12 protein-coding genes are annotated in these 15,967 nt (G+C 65.6%); 9 read left to right on the plus strand and 3 right to left on the minus strand.

Annotated features, from left to right (window positions below):
* Nucleotides 1–43: 43 nt before the first annotated feature.
* From ESB00_RS08260 to xseB, 3 genes are all read right to left on the minus strand, one after another.
* A complete protein-coding gene (locus tag ESB00_RS08260; protein WP_129047230.1) occupies nt 44–994 on the minus strand; it encodes a class II fructose-bisphosphate aldolase in 951 nt (316 codons plus the stop codon).
* A 126-nt stretch (nt 995–1,120) separates the two neighbouring features.
* Nucleotides 1,121–3,058 carry a 1-deoxy-D-xylulose-5-phosphate synthase gene (dxs, locus tag ESB00_RS08265; RefSeq protein WP_129047231.1) on the minus strand — a complete coding sequence of 646 codons (1,938 nt, stop codon included), beginning with the start codon at nt 3,056–3,058 and terminating at the stop codon, nt 1,121–1,123.
* Nucleotides 3,059–3,079: 21 nt separating this feature from the next.
* Nucleotides 3,080–3,328 (minus strand): exodeoxyribonuclease VII small subunit, encoded by a 249-nt coding sequence (xseB, locus tag ESB00_RS08270; RefSeq protein ID WP_246026435.1) that lies wholly within the window; start codon nt 3,326–3,328, stop codon nt 3,080–3,082.
* A gap of 107 nt (nt 3,329–3,435) precedes the next feature.
* On the opposite strand from xseB, the gene ESB00_RS08275 reads away from it, so the two are divergent.
* The 9 genes from ESB00_RS08275 (at nt 3,436) to ESB00_RS08315 (ending at nt 15,964) form a co-directional block, all read left to right on the plus strand.
* A complete protein-coding gene (locus ESB00_RS08275; RefSeq protein ID WP_129047232.1) occupies nt 3,436–4,674 on the plus strand; it encodes a M48 family metallopeptidase in 1,239 nt (412 codons plus the stop codon).
* 4 nt (nt 4,675–4,678) lie between these two features.
* A complete protein-coding gene (locus ESB00_RS08280; RefSeq protein ID WP_129047233.1) occupies nt 4,679–5,578 on the plus strand; it encodes an endonuclease/exonuclease/phosphatase family protein in 900 nt (299 codons plus the stop codon).
* A gap of 27 nt (nt 5,579–5,605) precedes the next feature.
* On the plus strand, nt 5,606–6,199 hold the full coding sequence (locus tag ESB00_RS08285) for a PIN domain-containing protein (RefSeq protein ID WP_129047234.1): 594 nt from the start codon (nt 5,606–5,608) through the stop codon (nt 6,197–6,199).
* A gap of 1,230 nt (nt 6,200–7,429) precedes the next feature.
* Nucleotides 7,430–9,751 carry a TonB-dependent siderophore receptor gene (locus ESB00_RS08290; protein WP_164976099.1) on the plus strand — a complete coding sequence of 774 codons (2,322 nt, stop codon included), beginning with the start codon at nt 7,430–7,432 and terminating at the stop codon, nt 9,749–9,751.
* Nucleotides 9,752–9,834: 83 nt separating this feature from the next.
* Nucleotides 9,835–10,869: a glycoside hydrolase family 130 protein gene (locus ESB00_RS08295; RefSeq protein WP_129047236.1), complete on the plus strand. Its 1,035-nt coding sequence runs from the start codon at nt 9,835–9,837 to the stop codon at nt 10,867–10,869.
* Between the two features lie 53 nt (nt 10,870–10,922).
* Nucleotides 10,923–11,954 carry a LacI family DNA-binding transcriptional regulator gene (locus tag ESB00_RS08300; protein ID WP_129047237.1) on the plus strand — a complete coding sequence of 344 codons (1,032 nt, stop codon included), beginning with the start codon at nt 10,923–10,925 and terminating at the stop codon, nt 11,952–11,954.
* Nucleotides 11,951–13,051 carry an SGNH/GDSL hydrolase family protein gene (locus ESB00_RS08305; RefSeq protein WP_129047238.1) on the plus strand — a complete coding sequence of 367 codons (1,101 nt, stop codon included), beginning with the start codon at nt 11,951–11,953 and terminating at the stop codon, nt 13,049–13,051. Before ESB00_RS08300 ends, ESB00_RS08305 begins: the two co-directional genes overlap by 4 nt.
* A gap of 3 nt (nt 13,052–13,054) precedes the next feature.
* Entirely contained in the window at nt 13,055–14,950 is a 1,896-nt protein-coding gene (locus ESB00_RS08310; RefSeq protein WP_129047239.1) for a heparinase II/III family protein, read from the plus strand.
* A 3-nt stretch (nt 14,951–14,953) separates the two neighbouring features.
* Nucleotides 14,954–15,964, plus strand: coding sequence for a glycoside hydrolase family 5 protein (locus ESB00_RS08315; protein ID WP_129047240.1), 1,011 nt, complete (start codon nt 14,954–14,956; stop codon nt 15,962–15,964).
* Nucleotides 15,965–15,967 lie beyond the last annotated feature (3 nt).

Here is a 15,967-nt window from a genome sequence, read left to right on the forward strand (position 1 = left end):
CCGGTGTGGGCGGCGTTTTTCTTAAGGCGATTCCAGTGAAGGCTTACTTGCCGAGGCTCTGGCGGAGGTCGGCCAGCTGGCCGGCGCTGCCGAGGAGCTTGTTGCGCGAGGCGATGAACTTCGCGTATTCGGCGATGAAGATCTTGCCCGGGGGGCGGAAATCGAACTCGGCGGGCTTGTCGCGGAAGAACTCGCGGTGGACACGGGTCCAGACGAGGCGGCCGTCGGTGTCGATGTTGATCTTGGTGACGCCGAGCTTGGCGGCGGGGAGATACTCGTTCACGTCCACGCCCATGGAGTCCTTGATCTGGCCGCCGGCGGCGTTGATGCGGGCGACTTCGTCCTGCGGAACGCTGGAGGAACCGTGCATGACGAGCGGGAAGCCGGGCATGCGGGCCTTGATCTTCTCGAGCACGTCGAAGTGGAGGCTCTGCTTGCCCTTGAACTTGAAGGCGCCGTGCGAGGTGCCGATGGCGCAGGCGAGGGAGTCGCAACCGGTCCGCTTGACGAATTCCTCGGCCTCGGCCGGGTTGGTGAGGGTGGCGTGGCCGTCCTCGACCTTGATGTCCTCCTCGACGCCGCCGAGCATGCCGAGTTCGGCCTCGACGGAGATGCCCTTGGCGTGGGCGCGGTCCACAACGCGCTTCGAGATCTCGACGTTCTTGTCGAAGGGGTCGTGGGAGGCGTCGATCATCACGGAGCTGAAGAAGCCGGAATCGATGCACTCGTAGCAGGTCTGCTCGTCGCCGTGGTCGAGGTGGACCGCGAAGATGGCCTCCGGGAAAATCTCGCCGGCCGAGCGGATGATGGCCTCGAGCATGCGCTTGTCGGTGTAAGCCCGTGCGCCCTTGGAAATCTGGATGATGAACGGCGCCTGGGACTCGATGGCGCCGCGGAACAGGCCCATGGCCTGCTCGGCGTTGTTGATGTTGTAGGCGCCGACGGCATATTTGCCGTAGGCGTGTTTGAAGAGTTGGGCGGTCGTGACGATCATGGCGGTCTGACAGTTAGCTTTCGGGGCGGAACTGTCACAAGCCTATTCCCGGCCAACCGTGTCAAAAATTTGCCGCTCCGGACGGAGAGGCTTGGGCAAACGATGCGGAGACAGAAGCCCGCCGGTTTAGCGCACGTCGGCGGTGGGCTGGTGGTCCGACTGCAGGCTGCGCCAGCGGGCGCTGACGCGGGCGAAGATGTCGTCGGGGGCGAGGCCGTAGTTGGCGCGGAGAATTTCCACGCTGCTGCCGTGCTCCACGAACTTGTCGGGCCAGCCGATGCGCTCGACGGGCGTGGGGCAGTGCGCTTCCTGCAGGGCCTCGAGGACGGCGCTGCCGAAACCGCCGGCAAGGACGTTGTCCTCCATCGTCACGATGAGCGGGACGACGGCGGCCTGGCTGAGCAGGAGGGTGCGGTCGAGCGGCTTGACGAAGCGGGCGTTCACGACGCCGACGGAGATGTGTTCCTCGCGCTCGAGACGCTGGGCGAGCTTGAGGGCGTCGGGCACCATCGAGCCGAGGGCCCAGATGATGATGTTGGTGCCAACCTTGAGCGTCTCGGCGTGCCCGACCGGAATGAGGGCGGGCTCGTGCTTGACCGGCGCGCCGGTGCCGGCGCCGCGCGGGTAGCGGATGAAACCGGGGCCGGGCAGGTGCAGGCTCGTGTGCAGCATGTCCACGAGTTCGTCCTCGTCCTTGGGCTGCATGACCGTGGCGTTGGGCACGCAGCGGAGGTAGCTCACGTCGAAGAGGCCGTGGTGGGTCGGGCCGTCGTTGGGCGAGAGGCCGGCACGGTCCATGCAGAAGGTCACGGGCAGGTTCTGCAGCGCGACGTCGTGGATGACCATGTCGTAGGCGCGCTGGAGGAAGGTCGAGTAGATCGCGCAGACCGGGCGGAAGCCCTTGGTCGCGAGGCCGGCGGCGAAGAGCACAGCATGTTCCTCGGCGATGCCGACGTCGAAGAACTGCGCAGGCACTTCCCTGGCGAGCTGCGAGAGCCCGGTGCCACTGGGCATGGCGCCGGTGATGCCGAGCACCTTCGGGTTGGCCCGGGCGAAGCGGGAGAGGGCCGAGCCGAAGACGTCCTGGTAATTGGGCGGCGTGCCGGGAATGGCCTTCACGCTCTCGCCGGTCTCGGGGTCGAAGGGGCTGGCACCGTGGAATTTCTCGGGGTGGGCGAGGGCGGCGTCGAGGCCCTTGCCCTTCTTGGTCTGCACGTGGATGAGCACGGGCACGTCACAGTGCTTGGCAAACTCCAGGTTCTTGACCAACGCGTCGAGGTTGTGGCCGTCCACGGGGCCGAGGTAGCGCAGACCGAACTTCTCGAAGAGGGAGGACTCGACGAAGAAGTCCTTCGTCTCGCGCTTCCACTTGTTGTAAACCCGGTTCATCTCCACGCCGGCGGGGAAGCTCTTGAAGAAGCTCTCCACGTCGTGGTGCATCTTGTTGTAGGTCGGGTTGGTGCTGAGCTTGTTCAGGTAGCTCGCGATGGCGCCGACGTTCTTGGCGATGGACCACTCGTTGTCGTTGAGGATGACGATGAGGCGCTTGGTCGAAGCGACGACGTTGTTGAGCGCCTCGAGCGTCACGCCGCAGGTGAAGGCGGCGTCACCGCACACGGCGATGACGTGTTCGGGCGAGTTGCGGAGGTCGCGGGCCGTGGCCATGCCGAGGGCGGCGGAGAGGGCGGTGCCGGCGTGGCCCGCGCCAAAGGCGTCGTGCGGGCTCTCGCTGCGGTAGAGGAAGCCCGAGGCGCCGCCGGTCTTGCGGAGCTTGGCGAAGAAGTCGCCGCCGCGGCCGGTGAGGAGCTTGTGCACGTAGCCCTGGTGGGCGACGTCGAACACAAACTGGTCGTCGGGTGTGTTGAACACGCGGTGCAGCGCGATGGTCAGCTCGACCACGCCGAGATTGGGACCGACATGGCCGCCGTTGCGCGAGGTGACCTCGATGAGTTCGTCGCGGATTTCCTGCGCGAGCTGCGGAAGTTGCTCGGGCGCGAGGGCTTTGACGTCGGCGGGGCCGGCGATGCGGGAAAGGAGGGTGGGGACGGACGCGGAATTGCTCATCGTGGTGGGGGCCGCAGGCGGTTACTCCGCGCGGGTGGATTCAAAGGCCTCGAAGGTCGCGCTGCCGTCCTTCGCCTTCTTAAGCTTCTCGATCTTCAGCTCGGCGTCCTTCAGGCGGCTTTCGCACACCTTGAGGAGCTTGGAGCCCTCCTCGTATTTGGCGAGGAGCTCGGCCAGCGGCACTTCGCCCGATTCCATCGAGTCAACGATGGTCTCGAGCTTGGCCAGCGCGGCCTCGAAACTGAGTTTGGCGGTCTTGTCAGAATCCACGCTGTCACTGTGCGCCCGGGGCGGGGCATTTCAATCAATCTTTGCCGGACGACTGGCAGCCAGCGGTTTAGGCTGGCGCGGGCCCCCAATCGGAGTCCACTAAAGCCATGCATTGGCTGCCCCTGACGGTAATAGGTCTGATCGTCGCGAGGCTCCTCGCCCAGCTTGGGCTCGAGGCCCTCAACCGCGCGGAAGTGCGGCGCAACGCCGGGGCGGTGCCTCCGGCGCTGGGGGAGGTGATGGATGCCACGACCTACGCCAAGTCCACCGACTACACGCTGGCGAAAAGCCGTTTCGGTTCGATCGAACTGATCTTTGACGCGGTCTTGCTGGGTGTGGTCCTGTTCAGCGGATTGTTGCCCTGGCTGTGGGCGAAGTTCGACGCGATGGCACCGGGTGCCGCGTGGAGCGGCTCGCTGTTTCTCGTGGCCACGATGATTTTACTCGGCCTGCCCGGTCTGCCGCTGGCCTGGTGGGCGCAGTTCCGGCTGGAAGCGCGTTTTGGGTTCAACCAGAGCACGCTCAAGCTGTGGATCAGCGACCAGGTCAAATCCACGCTGCTCGGCCTCCTGATCGGGTTTCCGCTCGCGTGGGCATTGCTGGCCCTTGTCGGCAAGATGGGACCGTTCTGGTGGGTCTGGGGCTTCGGGCTGCTGTTCGGCTTCCAGCTGCTGATGCTCGTGCTTTATCCGAAGCTCATTTTGCCACTCTTCAACAAACTCACGCCGCTCCCCGAGGGTGATGCCCGCACCCGCCTGCTGGCGCTGTCGGATCGCACCGGTTTCCGCGCCAAGACGATCGAGGTGATGGACGGTTCGAAGCGCTCGGCCCATTCCAACGCCTTCTTCACGGGTTTCGGTCGTTTTCGGCGCATCGTGCTTTTCGACACGCTGATGAACCAGCTCTCCCAGACCGAACTCGAGGCGGTGTTGGCGCACGAGATCGGGCATTACCGCCGCGGCCATATTCCGCAGCGGCTCGTGACGATGGCGTTGCTGCAACTCGGGGCCTTTGCGGTCATCGCGTGGCTGAGCCAGGCGCCGTGGTTCAACACCGCTCTCGGCCTGCCAGCCGGCGCGACGGCGGCGACATTCCTGCTTTTCGGCCTGCTGGGCGGACTGGCGACCTTCTGGTTCTCGCCCATCGGCAACTGGGTGTCGCGCAAGCACGAATACGAGGCCGACGCCTTTGCTCGCGATGCCATGGGCGGGGCCGCCCCGCTCTCGGGGGCGCTGCGCAAGCTCTCGCAGAGGAATCTTTCCAACCTCACGCCGCACCCGCTCTACAGCGCCGTCTATTACTCGCACCCCACGCTCGTGGAACGCGAGCGGGCCCTCGGCACCTGATCTTATGAATACGCTCCGCCTCCCGGTCCTGTTTCTCCTCCTCTGCGCCGTCGCGCAGGCGGCCCTCAAGGTCGCCACCTACAACGTCGAAAACTACACGCTTGCGAACCGCATGGTGGACGGCGTCTACCGTGAGTCCTATCCGAAACCCGAGAATGAGCGCGTCGCGCTCACCCAGGTGATCGGCGCCATCGCCCCCGACGTGCTCGCCGTGCAGGAGATGGGAACCAAGTCCTACCTGGACGAATTTCAGCGGGAGTTGAAAGCGGCCGGACAGGATTACCCGCACACCGTTGTGCTCGACGGTCCTGACGCTAACCGCCATGTGGCGGTGTTGTCGAAGGTGCCCTTCAAGGAGGTAAAGCCCCACGCGGACGTGCCCTTCACCTATTTCGACCAGCCGGCCAAGGTCCGGCGGGGCGCGCTGGAGGTGATCATTGCCACCGACCAGGGCGACGTTTCGATTTTCGTGGTCCACCTGAAGAGCAAATACACCGAGCGGAAGGACGATCCGGAATCCCTCCTCCAACGGTCGCTGGAGGCCGAGGCTGTGCGCGATCTGGTGCTGACCCGTTTCCCCGATCCGGCCCAGGCGAAGTTCCTCGTGGTCGGCGATTGGAACGACACCCGCAGCACCCGCCCGGTGCGCGCGCTGCAGAAACGCGGCGACCTGGTCGTGGGCGAGCTGGTGCGCGCCGCCGATTCGCGCGGACATCTCTGGACGCATTTCTTCAGGCGCGAGGACCAATACAGCCGCATCGACTACCTGATGGTTTCCCCCGGTTTGAAATCACATGTTGTCGGCAACCGCGCCACCATCCACGACGGCCCCGGCACCGTGGATGCGAGCGATCACCGCCCGGTCTGGCTCACCCTCGACGTTCAGCCCAAGGCGGGCCGCTGATTCCCGGAGCCAGCCCAGCCGCCAACCATGATCCCCTTCGAGCATATCGTCCTGGTGGATTTTGAAAACGTGCCGGACGTGGATTTTGCCGGCATAGAGGGCAAGCCCGTGCGGGTGGTGCTGCTGATCGGCACACGGCAGCAGCGTCTCGACTTGGCGCTGGTGCGGCAGATTCACCGCTTGAACGGGCAGATCGAGCTCGTCGAGGTGGGCGTGGCCGGGCGGAGTGCCTTCGACCTGGCCCTGGCCTACCAGCTCGGTCTGGCTGTGAAGGAGCACCCCCAGGCGCAGTTCCACATCGTTTCCCAGGCCGAGGATTTCGAGCCACTGCTCCGTCATCTGGCTTCGCGCGGCATGGACGTCACGCGGCATGTCGTTTTCCCCTCGCTCTATCTGCCGATTCCCGTGCGGCGCGATGCGCCGGTCGTGCGGTTGGAAAAACTGATCGAGCAGATCCGGCAGGGAACCGTGCGGCCGCGGAAGCGTTCGACGCTGGAGCATGTCATCGCAACCTTCGACGGCAACGATCTCACCAAGGAGCAGGTGAAGGTGGTGCTGGAGCAGCTGATCCGCCAACGCGTGCTGCTGATCGATGATCGGGACAAGGTGGGTTATCCGTAAGTTCTGCTCATCGCGTCCTCCACGGGCGCTTCAGACGTGTTGGCGGGTGCGATGCAGGATTGAGTGGTTGAAGAGGCCAGATAGGCTGACGGTCTCTGGTTACGGCGCGGCCGCGCAAGGTGCCGGCGGATGATAGCCCGCGGGGTTCGATCCCCCTCCGCGCCGCCAATTTAATTCAAAAAGAACCCAGCCTTGTTAATTTAAGCGCTTTCGCTATCTCACTGGGGTGAGCACTTTGCGAGAGCTGAAAATGCCCGGCTTAAATCAGGGTTCTGACCGACCATTAAAAATCGGGGGATAAGCGGCGAGTCGGGACTTGGACGATTTAAGTAATGTAAATTGCAGACGTGTCCATGGGGTCAGAGAGACAAACCTTTAATCCAGATATTTAAGCAGTATGCCTGATGCCTCGGGCGAGATATCTAGGCTGAAAGACCTTTGCGCTCAGATACGGTCGCGAAGTCTGCCGGGCGCCTCGCGCCCTCGCAGTCTGCCCGTGTTGAATGTAGTCCTGAAGGCCCTTATTTCATCTGCATAAAAGCCAAGAAACGACACCGCGTCGCTTGCGCATCTCCTCGAATGGAGAGATCAATTAAGTCTCCATTGGAAAACAGTGCTGCCGGGCGGGGAATGGCACGGGCGTGTGAAATAGGGGAAATCTAAAGAGATTGTGTCTTGAGGGCGTGTTGCCCAAAGGGGCGTTCAATTGAGTTGAGGTGTGCAGCGCAATCGGCTGGCTCTATCCTGCTTTTGCAGTGTCCCACCAGATCGGGCGTGCGAGCTGGCGGGGGGAGGGGAAGGAGGACGGGATGCGGACGGGAGCCCGGGCGGTTTTGCACCTCTGGGGCATGAACAGATGCGATTGCCCGAGCGAACTCGATCAGATGCGGCTGGAGCCAGTGCTGGCGGCCGAGAGTTCCCGCAATCGCGGGCATCTCGTGCTTGGCTTGGAAACCGGCTGAGAGTTTCGGAACTCATCGGTGTCACCGTAGGTGAGGTCTGGCAGCGCGGAGCGCTGGTGCGGATTTTGCGGCTTGCCCGGTCGCGGCTCAAGGGTGGCCGGTGCGCCCAGTGCCGGGCGGTGAAGGGCCAGAGCGTGTGTCCCTCTGGGTCTAATCGATATTAGCCATGCAGGGATTGCTGGCCGGGGCTTCACGGCTACCTAGGGGGCGAAGTCTGAAGTGCCGCGCCACGCGCGGCTGGTCCCTTACCCCTTACCCCCTAACCCACATGAAATCATTAGCCAGGTATGTTGTCGCGGGCCTGTTGTCCGCTTTTTCCGCCGGAACCTTACTGGCGCAGACCGCGCCCAGTCCGAGCGAAGCCGCAGAAGACGAGGTGGTCACGCTCTCCCCCTTCGTGGTCACCGCCACGGAAGGCGGCGATATCACGGAATCGACTTCGGGCACCTTGGTATCCAGGCCGCTCGAGCAGACCCCGATGGCCATTTCGGTCTTCAGCGCCGAATTGATGAAGGACCTGATGGTCCTCAACGGCGACCATCTGACCAAGATCGTGCCCGGGCTGGCGGCGCAGAACAACCAGACCTCCGAGGGCGCCGGCGGCAACCAGCAGTACGCCTCGCGCGGCTTCACTGTGCTCCCCCGCCGCAACGGTTTCGCCCCCGGCGGCCGGCTCTACGACATGACCGGCGTCGACCGCGTGGAAATCATCCGCGGCCCGAACTCAATCCTGTACGGGCAGAATGACCCGGGTGGCGTCATCAACTACATCTCGAAGCGGCCGCGCCTGCGCAATTCCACCGGCGCGCATGGCACGGTCACGGCCGTCTTGGGCAACTACGCCTTCCAGCGGGCCATGACGGACGTCGATTACACTCTGATCCCCGGCAAGCTGGGCTTCCGTCTCCCGATGTCTTACACGTACAACGAGCGCGACACGAAGTGGTTTTCCAACACCGTCGTCTCGATCAACCCCTCGATGCTCTGGCGCGTCTTCCCGAACACGGAACTCACCATCGAGTACGAGTATCTCGATATCGAGACCAACTTCGGTGCGCTACAGCCGATCGTCTGGGTCCCGCCGGGCCAGACCAAGGAAGTGGTCGACAAGAACAAGCGCGGCCTGGGTCGGGCGACCAACTACACCTTCGGCCCCTACGCAAATGCGAACAACAAGATGACGAACTGGACCGCGGATCTCACGTCCCGCATCACGGAAAACATCACCTTCCGCGGCGTCTATTCGCAGAACGGCCGCGACCGCGACCAGGTGACTCCGGGCGGGGGCGATCCATTTCGCGTGACCCCGACGCCATGGTTCGGCGTGGAGGACCAGGACGGCAACCAGATCAGCGGCTACAAGGGCGACCTGCTCTTCGAGTACGAATTCGGCCCGATCAAGTCCCGCACCGTGCTCGGCTATGAGTGGAACACCAACGACTACTACTTCAAGCAGTGGCGCACGTACCAAAATGGCGCGACGCTCAACCTCTTCACGCTGAATATTGGCTATGACCCGGTCACGGGCTTGGCCACGCGCGACACGGTGGCCTCGGACTACGCGCCGTTCCCGAGGAACAACTACGTCACTAACTCCATCGAGCCCTCCAACACGCTCGGCGGCAATGCGTACGAGATCCCGACTGTGACCGATCCCAATAACCCGTGGCGGCTCTTCCGCGGCCCGCAGCGCTTCACCAGCACCTGGAGCAACACCCGCATCAGCGAGGTTCTCTCGGCTTACGATGACCGCGTGCAGATGCTCCTCGGATACGCCCGAGGCAAGCTGATCCAGAACTACAACCAGCAGAGCAAGGTGAAGATCGAGCTCGGCTCGACCCCGATCTACCAGTTCGGCCTCGGCTTCATGGTGGACCGCGAGAAAAAGCACCTGCTGTTCGCCAACTACAGCACCAGCTACGCGCCGCAGTTCCTGCTCGACATAAACAACCAGTTCCTGCCCCCGCAGGAGGCCAAGGGCCTTGAGGGCGGCGTGAAGTCGGTGTGGAGCGACAAGCTGCGCACGACGCTGACGGTCTTCTCGCAGAAGCGCACGAACGTCGGCCGCCAGTTCACCGACTTCTCGTTCCAGCCCCCGCGCACCTATGGCGTCCTCTCGCCGGGTGAGGAGAGCAAGGGTTTCGAGTTCGAGGCCACCTACAAGCCGACCAAGGCCTTCGATGTCCGCTTGGGTTACGCCTACTACAACGGCAAGATCACCGGCGCGGCCGCCAACGAGCAGTTCAAGATCGGTCGCGAGCTGCCCCGCGCTCCGGAAAAGTCCGGCACCTTCTCGCTGAACTACACGTTTCAGCACAGCAAGGTCGCCGGCCTGCGCCTCGGCTACGGGTTCACCTACAAGAACGACACCATCCTGGATCTCAACAACGGCCTCAATTCCCTGACGCGCCGCAGCGATCCCTACCTGGTGCACTGGATGACTCTCGCCAAGGATTTCAAGCTGGCCGACAAGCGGACCATCGTCGTGCGACTCAACGTCGGAAACCTCTTTGACAAAAACTACGTGTCCGAAGGTTTCACATTCGGCGAGTACCGCACGTTCCGCCTCAGCACCGACTACAAGTTCTAAGGGTAGCAAGGTTGGTTCAATAGGGGCGGAACACGTTTCGGGGTCGTGTTCCGCCCTCATTTTCTCCCACTCCGCCCCCTGCCATGTCCTATCTAGCCGATTTTCAGCTCTCCCGTCACCCGGCCAACCCGATCCTTCGCCCCGATCCGACGCTCGCTTGGGAGTCCCTGGTGGCCACCAACCCCGCCGCTTGGTATGACGACGTCGCGGGCGAGGTCTTGCTCCTCTACCGCGCCGCGGGTGATGACGCCGACCACCGCGTGCATCTGGCCCTTGCCCGCAGCCGCGATGGCATCCATTTCCAGCGCGACCCCGGCAACCCGGTCGCCTCCCCGCTGCCCAACACGCCGGACGGCGGCTGCCTCGAGGATCCGCGCATCATTAAGATCGGCGACTGGTATTACGTCACCGTGGCCTCGCGCCCGTTCCCGCCCGGGCGCTACTGGGATCCCGCCGCGCTGGCGCGCCGACCGCACCTGGCGTTTCCGCCGCATTTCCCCGCCGCATTGAGGCAAAATCTCACGTCGACGCACCTATTCCTCACACGCGATTTCAAGGAGTGGATCCGTGCCGGCCGCCTGACCGACCCGTCGCTCGACGAGCGCGATGTCGTCATCTTTCCAGAACAGGTGGGCGGCAAGTGGGTCACCTTGCATCGTCCGATGCAGTGGCACGGCCAGGGCTTTCCAAATGCTCAGCCCGCGATTTGGATCGCGGCAAACGTCGATCTGCTCGGCTGGAAGCAGCTCAGGTTGCTGGCCAAGGCCGAATATGATTGGGAACTCAAAGTCGGCGCGAACAACCCCCCGCTCAAGACCCCTCACGGCTGGCTGCAGATCTATCACGCCGTCGGGCCCGACAAGCACTACCGCCTCGGCGCGCTGCTGCTCGATCTCGAAGACCCCTTCCGCGTTACCCACCGCACGCGGCGAGCGATATACGAGCCGACCGCGGAGTGGGAGACCAAGGGCCTCTACAACGGCGTCTGCTTTCCCTGCGGCCACGCGGTGCTGAACGGCACCTATCACCTTTACTACGGCGGCGGTGACGTGGTTTGTGGCGTGGCGACGGCGCCCTTGGCCGAATTGCTCGATCACGTGCGCACGCAGCCGGTCTGAATACCCCGGCCTCCCGGCTTGCCCCCCAACGACCACCGCATCCAATCGTGGTCATGGTCACCCAAAAAGATGTCGCGCGGCAGACGGGTCTTTCACAGACCGCCGTGTCGCTGGCGTTACGCAACAGTCCTGAAGTGTCGGCAGAGACGATTCGAGTGGTCCGACTTGCGGCCCGCCGCCTCGGTTACCGACCTGATCCGCTGATCTCGGCGCTGATGGCGCAACGCCACCGGCGCCACAAGGACTCGTTCCGGGCGAAGATTGCTTTTCTCACCGCATTTCCCCGGCGCGATGAATGGAAGGAAAGCGACTATTCGGCCGGCTGCTTCGCCGGTGCGCGACAGGCCGCCGCGGAGCGCGGCTATGTGTGTGAGCCGGTCTGGTTGCGTGAGCCCGGCATATCTGCGGCACGACTCAGCGGCATCCTGTGGACGCAAAACGTTCAGGGCCTGCTCATCGCCCCGCTGCCAGTTGATTTTCCACCCCTCGACATAGAGTGGGCGAAGTTTAGCGCGTTAAGTCTGGACTATTCGCTCCCCCGCCCGGTTCTCAGCCGCGTGGTCGACGACCATGCCTTCGGCATCGAGCGCGTGTTGGACGAGGTATCACGTCGGGGATACCGGCGGCCGGGCCTCGTGTTGCGCGCGTCGCAGGACGTCCGCACGCACCACAGTCGGCTTGGCGTTTTTCTCGTACAACGGAGGCTGCGTCCGGATTGGGAGGAGATTCCCCCGCTGATTCTGCCGGAGGATCGCTGGAATGAGGAGCTTTTCGCCGAGTGGGTACGCCGCGAGCGCCCGGACGTTGTGTTGACCGAGGAGGATCGCTTGCCCGCGTTCGCCCGCTCGATCGGCCTCCGCGTACCGCAAGAATTAGGGATCGCCTTCTTTTACAAGGAACACCCGACTCACACGTTGAGCGGGCTGCAGATCAACTCGGTGGAGGTAGGGGCCACCGCGGCGCGGATTCTGATCCGCATGATCGAGACCAACGAGCGCGGTGAGGCCCGTGTCCCCACGACCACCCTCGTGCAGTCATTTACCTGGAACGACGGCCGCACGCTGCGGCGGCCGGTGACCCGATGAGCACGCAGCCCGACCTTGGACCAGTCAGCCGCCACCGCGGCCCCTGGTCCCGCACTCGAGCGGTCCTCGAGGCGGGCCGCCTCACGGTGGGCTTCCTCGGCGGCTCGATCACCGCGCCCCATACCGGCACGCGCTGGCCCGAGCCCTTTACTGCCTGGCTGGCGGACCGCCATCCGGGCGTCCGTCTCGTCGTGGAAAATGCCGCTATTGGCGCGACGGGCAGCGATCTCGGGGCCTTCCGCGTCGGACCGGAGATCGTCACCCGCGGGTGCGATCTCGTGTTCGTTGAATATGCGGTGAACGACCACGGCACCGCGCCGGCCCGCCGCCGCCGCACGCGCGAGGGCACGCTGCGCCAGCTCCTCGCGGCCGGGATCGACGTGGTGCTCGTCCACACTTTCTGTCCGGAAATGCTGACCGACCTTGATGCCGGTCGTGTGCCTGCCAGCGTGGCGGAATTCGAGGTGCTCGCCGACCACTACGGTCTCGATTCCATCTGGGTCGGCTTGCACGCGCTCCGGGAAGTGCGGCGCGGCCGGCTCGCTTGGTCCGACTGGCTCCCGGACGGTCTTCACCCGGAGCTGCGGGGCAGCCTGCTGTACGCCGAGGCCGTCATCGCCCATTGCACCGCCGCGCTCGGCGCGGCGCCCGCGACCCCGCGCCCGGCCGCGCTGCCGCCGGCCCTCGACGCGGGTTGCTGGGAAAAGGTTTCCCTGGCCGGGCTCGACCGGCCGGAGCTGGCGGGCCCTTGGATGCTGCGGCGCTGGACGGCCTGCGCCGGCGTGGACCGCGTGCTCCTGAGCACGGTGCCGGGCGCGCGCCTCCGCCTCGCGTTCGAGGGCCGCGGCCTGGTCCTGGGCTTCTCCTTCGGGCGACTGTCCTCGGAGGTGCGCTATCGCGTGGATGGCGGTGCCTGGCAGGTCACGGCGCGCGAACGTCCCGCTTGGTGCGGTGACCACGGCTGGTACCGCCCCACGTGCGTGGCCGACGACCTGCCGCCCGGCCGGCACGAATTCGAACTCGAAACCCTGGACGTCCCGCTCGAGGGCGGCCGTGGCACCGTCACGGCGCTCGCCTTGCTCGGCATCATTCACTGACCTATGCACCTCTTCGCCCTGCTGACACTGCTTCTGGTCCCCCTCGCGACCATGCCCGCCGAGCCGGCCGCCCGCTCCGCTCCGTCACCCGCCCGCCTGCGCGAGATCGAGGCGGCGCTGCCCGCGCACCCGCAGGGCTGGGGCGCCCCGGCGGCCGACCGCGCGACTTGGAAGCGTGCCGCGACCACGATCCCGGCCCGCGAACTCGTCCAGGCCGCGGCCGACGCGCTGCGCGAACCCAGCCCGGTGATCCTGGACGAGCTTTACCTGCGGTATTCGCGCGACGGCAACCGGGTCGAGTTCCAGCAGGCCAACCTGCGACGGCTGCACCGCATGAGCCTCTTCGCGTGGGCCGAGGCGCTCGAGGCCCGCGGGCGCTTCGTTGCCGCGCTCCGCGAGGAGATCACGGCCATCCTCAACGAACGCACGTGGGTGCTCCCGGCGCACGACCCGAAGCTCAACAATTTCGAGGAGCGCTGGACCGAGGTCGACCTGATGGTGGCGATGAAGGGCTGGTCCCTGGCCACCGTGGTCGGCTGGCACGCGGAGGCCCTCGGACCCGAACTCGTGGCACGGATCGACGCCGAGCTGCGGCGCCGCGTCATCGCGCCTTTTATGGCGCGCACGCGCGGCGAGGCTAGCGCCGACACCGACGGCATGTGGTGGGACCGCACCGACAACAACTGGAACTCCGTCTGCCACGCCGGCGTCGTTGGCACCGCGCTTGCGCGGCTCGAGTCGCGGGCTGAGCGCGCCGCCGTGGTCGCTGCGGCCGAGCTCAACCTGCCGTACTATCTCGGGGGCTTCACCCCCGATGGCTATTGCAGCGAGGGCATCGGCTACTGGAACTACGGCTTCGGGCACTTCACGATGCTGTCTGAGACGCTGCGCCGGGCGACCGGCAACGTGGTGCGTCCGCTGGCCTCCGACCACGCCCTCCGCGTCGCGGCCTACCCGTGGGGCCTGCAGATCCTGCCTGGGGTGTTTCCGGCCTTCGCTGACATGAACCCGGCCGAGCGGCCCTCCACGTGGTTCGGGGCGCTCGCCGTGATGCAGGGCCACCCCCAGCCGCTGGGCATGAAGCAGTGGAACCTTTCGGTGAACGATCTCCGGACGCAGATGATCTACGAGTCGGCGATGAAGGTCTTCCTCCCGCTGTTGACCGAGGGTCTCCCGGCCGCGCCCGCGCCGCAGGTGCGGCGGGCGCACTACTGGTTCCCCGATGCGCAGGTCTACACCGGCCGGGCCGCGCCGGATTTCGGGGCGGCCATCAAGGGCGGGCACAATCAGGAACACCACAACCACAACGACGTCGGCTCGTTCGTCGTTGCGCGCGGCGAGCGCGCCGTGCTCGTCGACCCGGGCCTGGAGATATACACGCAGCGCACCTTCAGCGACCGGCGCTACGATTCCCGGGTGCTCAATTCCTACGGCCACAGCGTGCCGGTCGTCGCAGGCGAGTTGCAGCGGACCGGGCGGGAGTTCGCCTCCAAGGTCCTTGCGGCGACCTTCTCCGAGACGGAAGACGTCGTGGTGCTCGACCTGACCGGCGCCTACGCCGTGCCGGCGCTCAAGTCCCTCGTGCGCACCTTCACGCTCCGGCGGGGCGCCAAGCCGGAGATCGTGATCTTCGACGCGGTGGAGTTCGCCACACCCTCGACCTTCGAGGGTGCCCTGATCACGTTCGAGCAGCACCGCGAACGCGGGCCGGGGCGCCTGCAGGTGGGCAGTGGCGACGCCGCATTGCGCGTGCTCGTCGAGTCGACCGCGCCGTGGCAGTTGAGGGCGGAGACGCTCACCGAGGATCTCCCGGGCGGTCGGAAGCCCACGCGCCTCGGGCTGGCGCTGAAGGAACCCGTCACCCGCGCGACACTCACCGTCACCATCCGCCCGAACTGACCGATGTCGACCGCCCCCATTCGCCGCCGTGGCTTCAACCTGCCGGAGATGTTCCTCGGGCCGGATGACCTGCGTTGGGCCGACATGATCCGCGGGCCGCGCGGGCGCTTCCGGGAAACGGACTTCGCGTGGATCGCGGAGTGGGGATTCAACTTCGTCCGCCTCCCACTCAGCTATCGGTGGTGGGCCGGGGCCGACGATCCGGACCGCATCAACGAGGCGGCGCTGGCCCCCGTCGACGAGGCGGTGACATGGGCGGAACGATGCGGCCTGCGTCTGGCGCTCGCCCTGCATCACGCCCCCGGCTTCTGCATCAACCCACCGCCCCGGCCGGACCGTTTCGATCTCTGGCGCGACGCCGAGGCGCGCGGATGCTTCGAGCAACACTGGCAGACGCTCGCCCGGCGCTACCGGGGGATCGCGCCCGAACGGCTCGAGTTCAACCTGCTGAACGAGCCGGCTCACTGCACGCCGGCCGAGCACGAGCCCGTCATGCGGGCGGCCATAAGGGCGATCCGCGCCATCTCCCCGGCGCGGGCGATCCTGCTCGATGGGCGCGCCGCGGGCACCACCCCCTGTTCCGAACTGGCTGACGTGCCGGACTCGATCCAGTGCTGCCGCGGCTACTGGCCGGCGGAGGTTACGCATCACATGGCTTGGTGGGCCAGCGAGCCCAGCCTCACGCCGGCGTGGCCGATGCGCCTCGCCGACGGCGCCGAGGCGACACGCGAGTCGCTGCGAGCGCGTTTTGCCCCCTGGCGAGAGCTCTCGGCGCAAGGCGTGCCGGTGCTTTGTGGGGAGCTCGGCGCCTGGCACCGCACGCCGCACGCAGTCTTCCTGCGCTGGCTAGAGGACCAGCTCGACGTCCTGCGTGAGTTCGGATGCGGCTGGGCGCTGTGGAACTTTCGTGGCTCGTTCGGCGTGTTGGATTCGACCCGGACCGATGTCGCCTACGAAGACTGGCACGGCGTGCCCCTCGACCGCGCGCTGCTGACCCTGCTGCAACGCTTTTAACCG

It is taken from the genome of Oleiharenicola lentus (genome assembly GCF_004118375.1).
GTDB lineage: Bacteria > Verrucomicrobiota > Verrucomicrobiia > Opitutales > Opitutaceae > Lacunisphaera > Lacunisphaera lenta.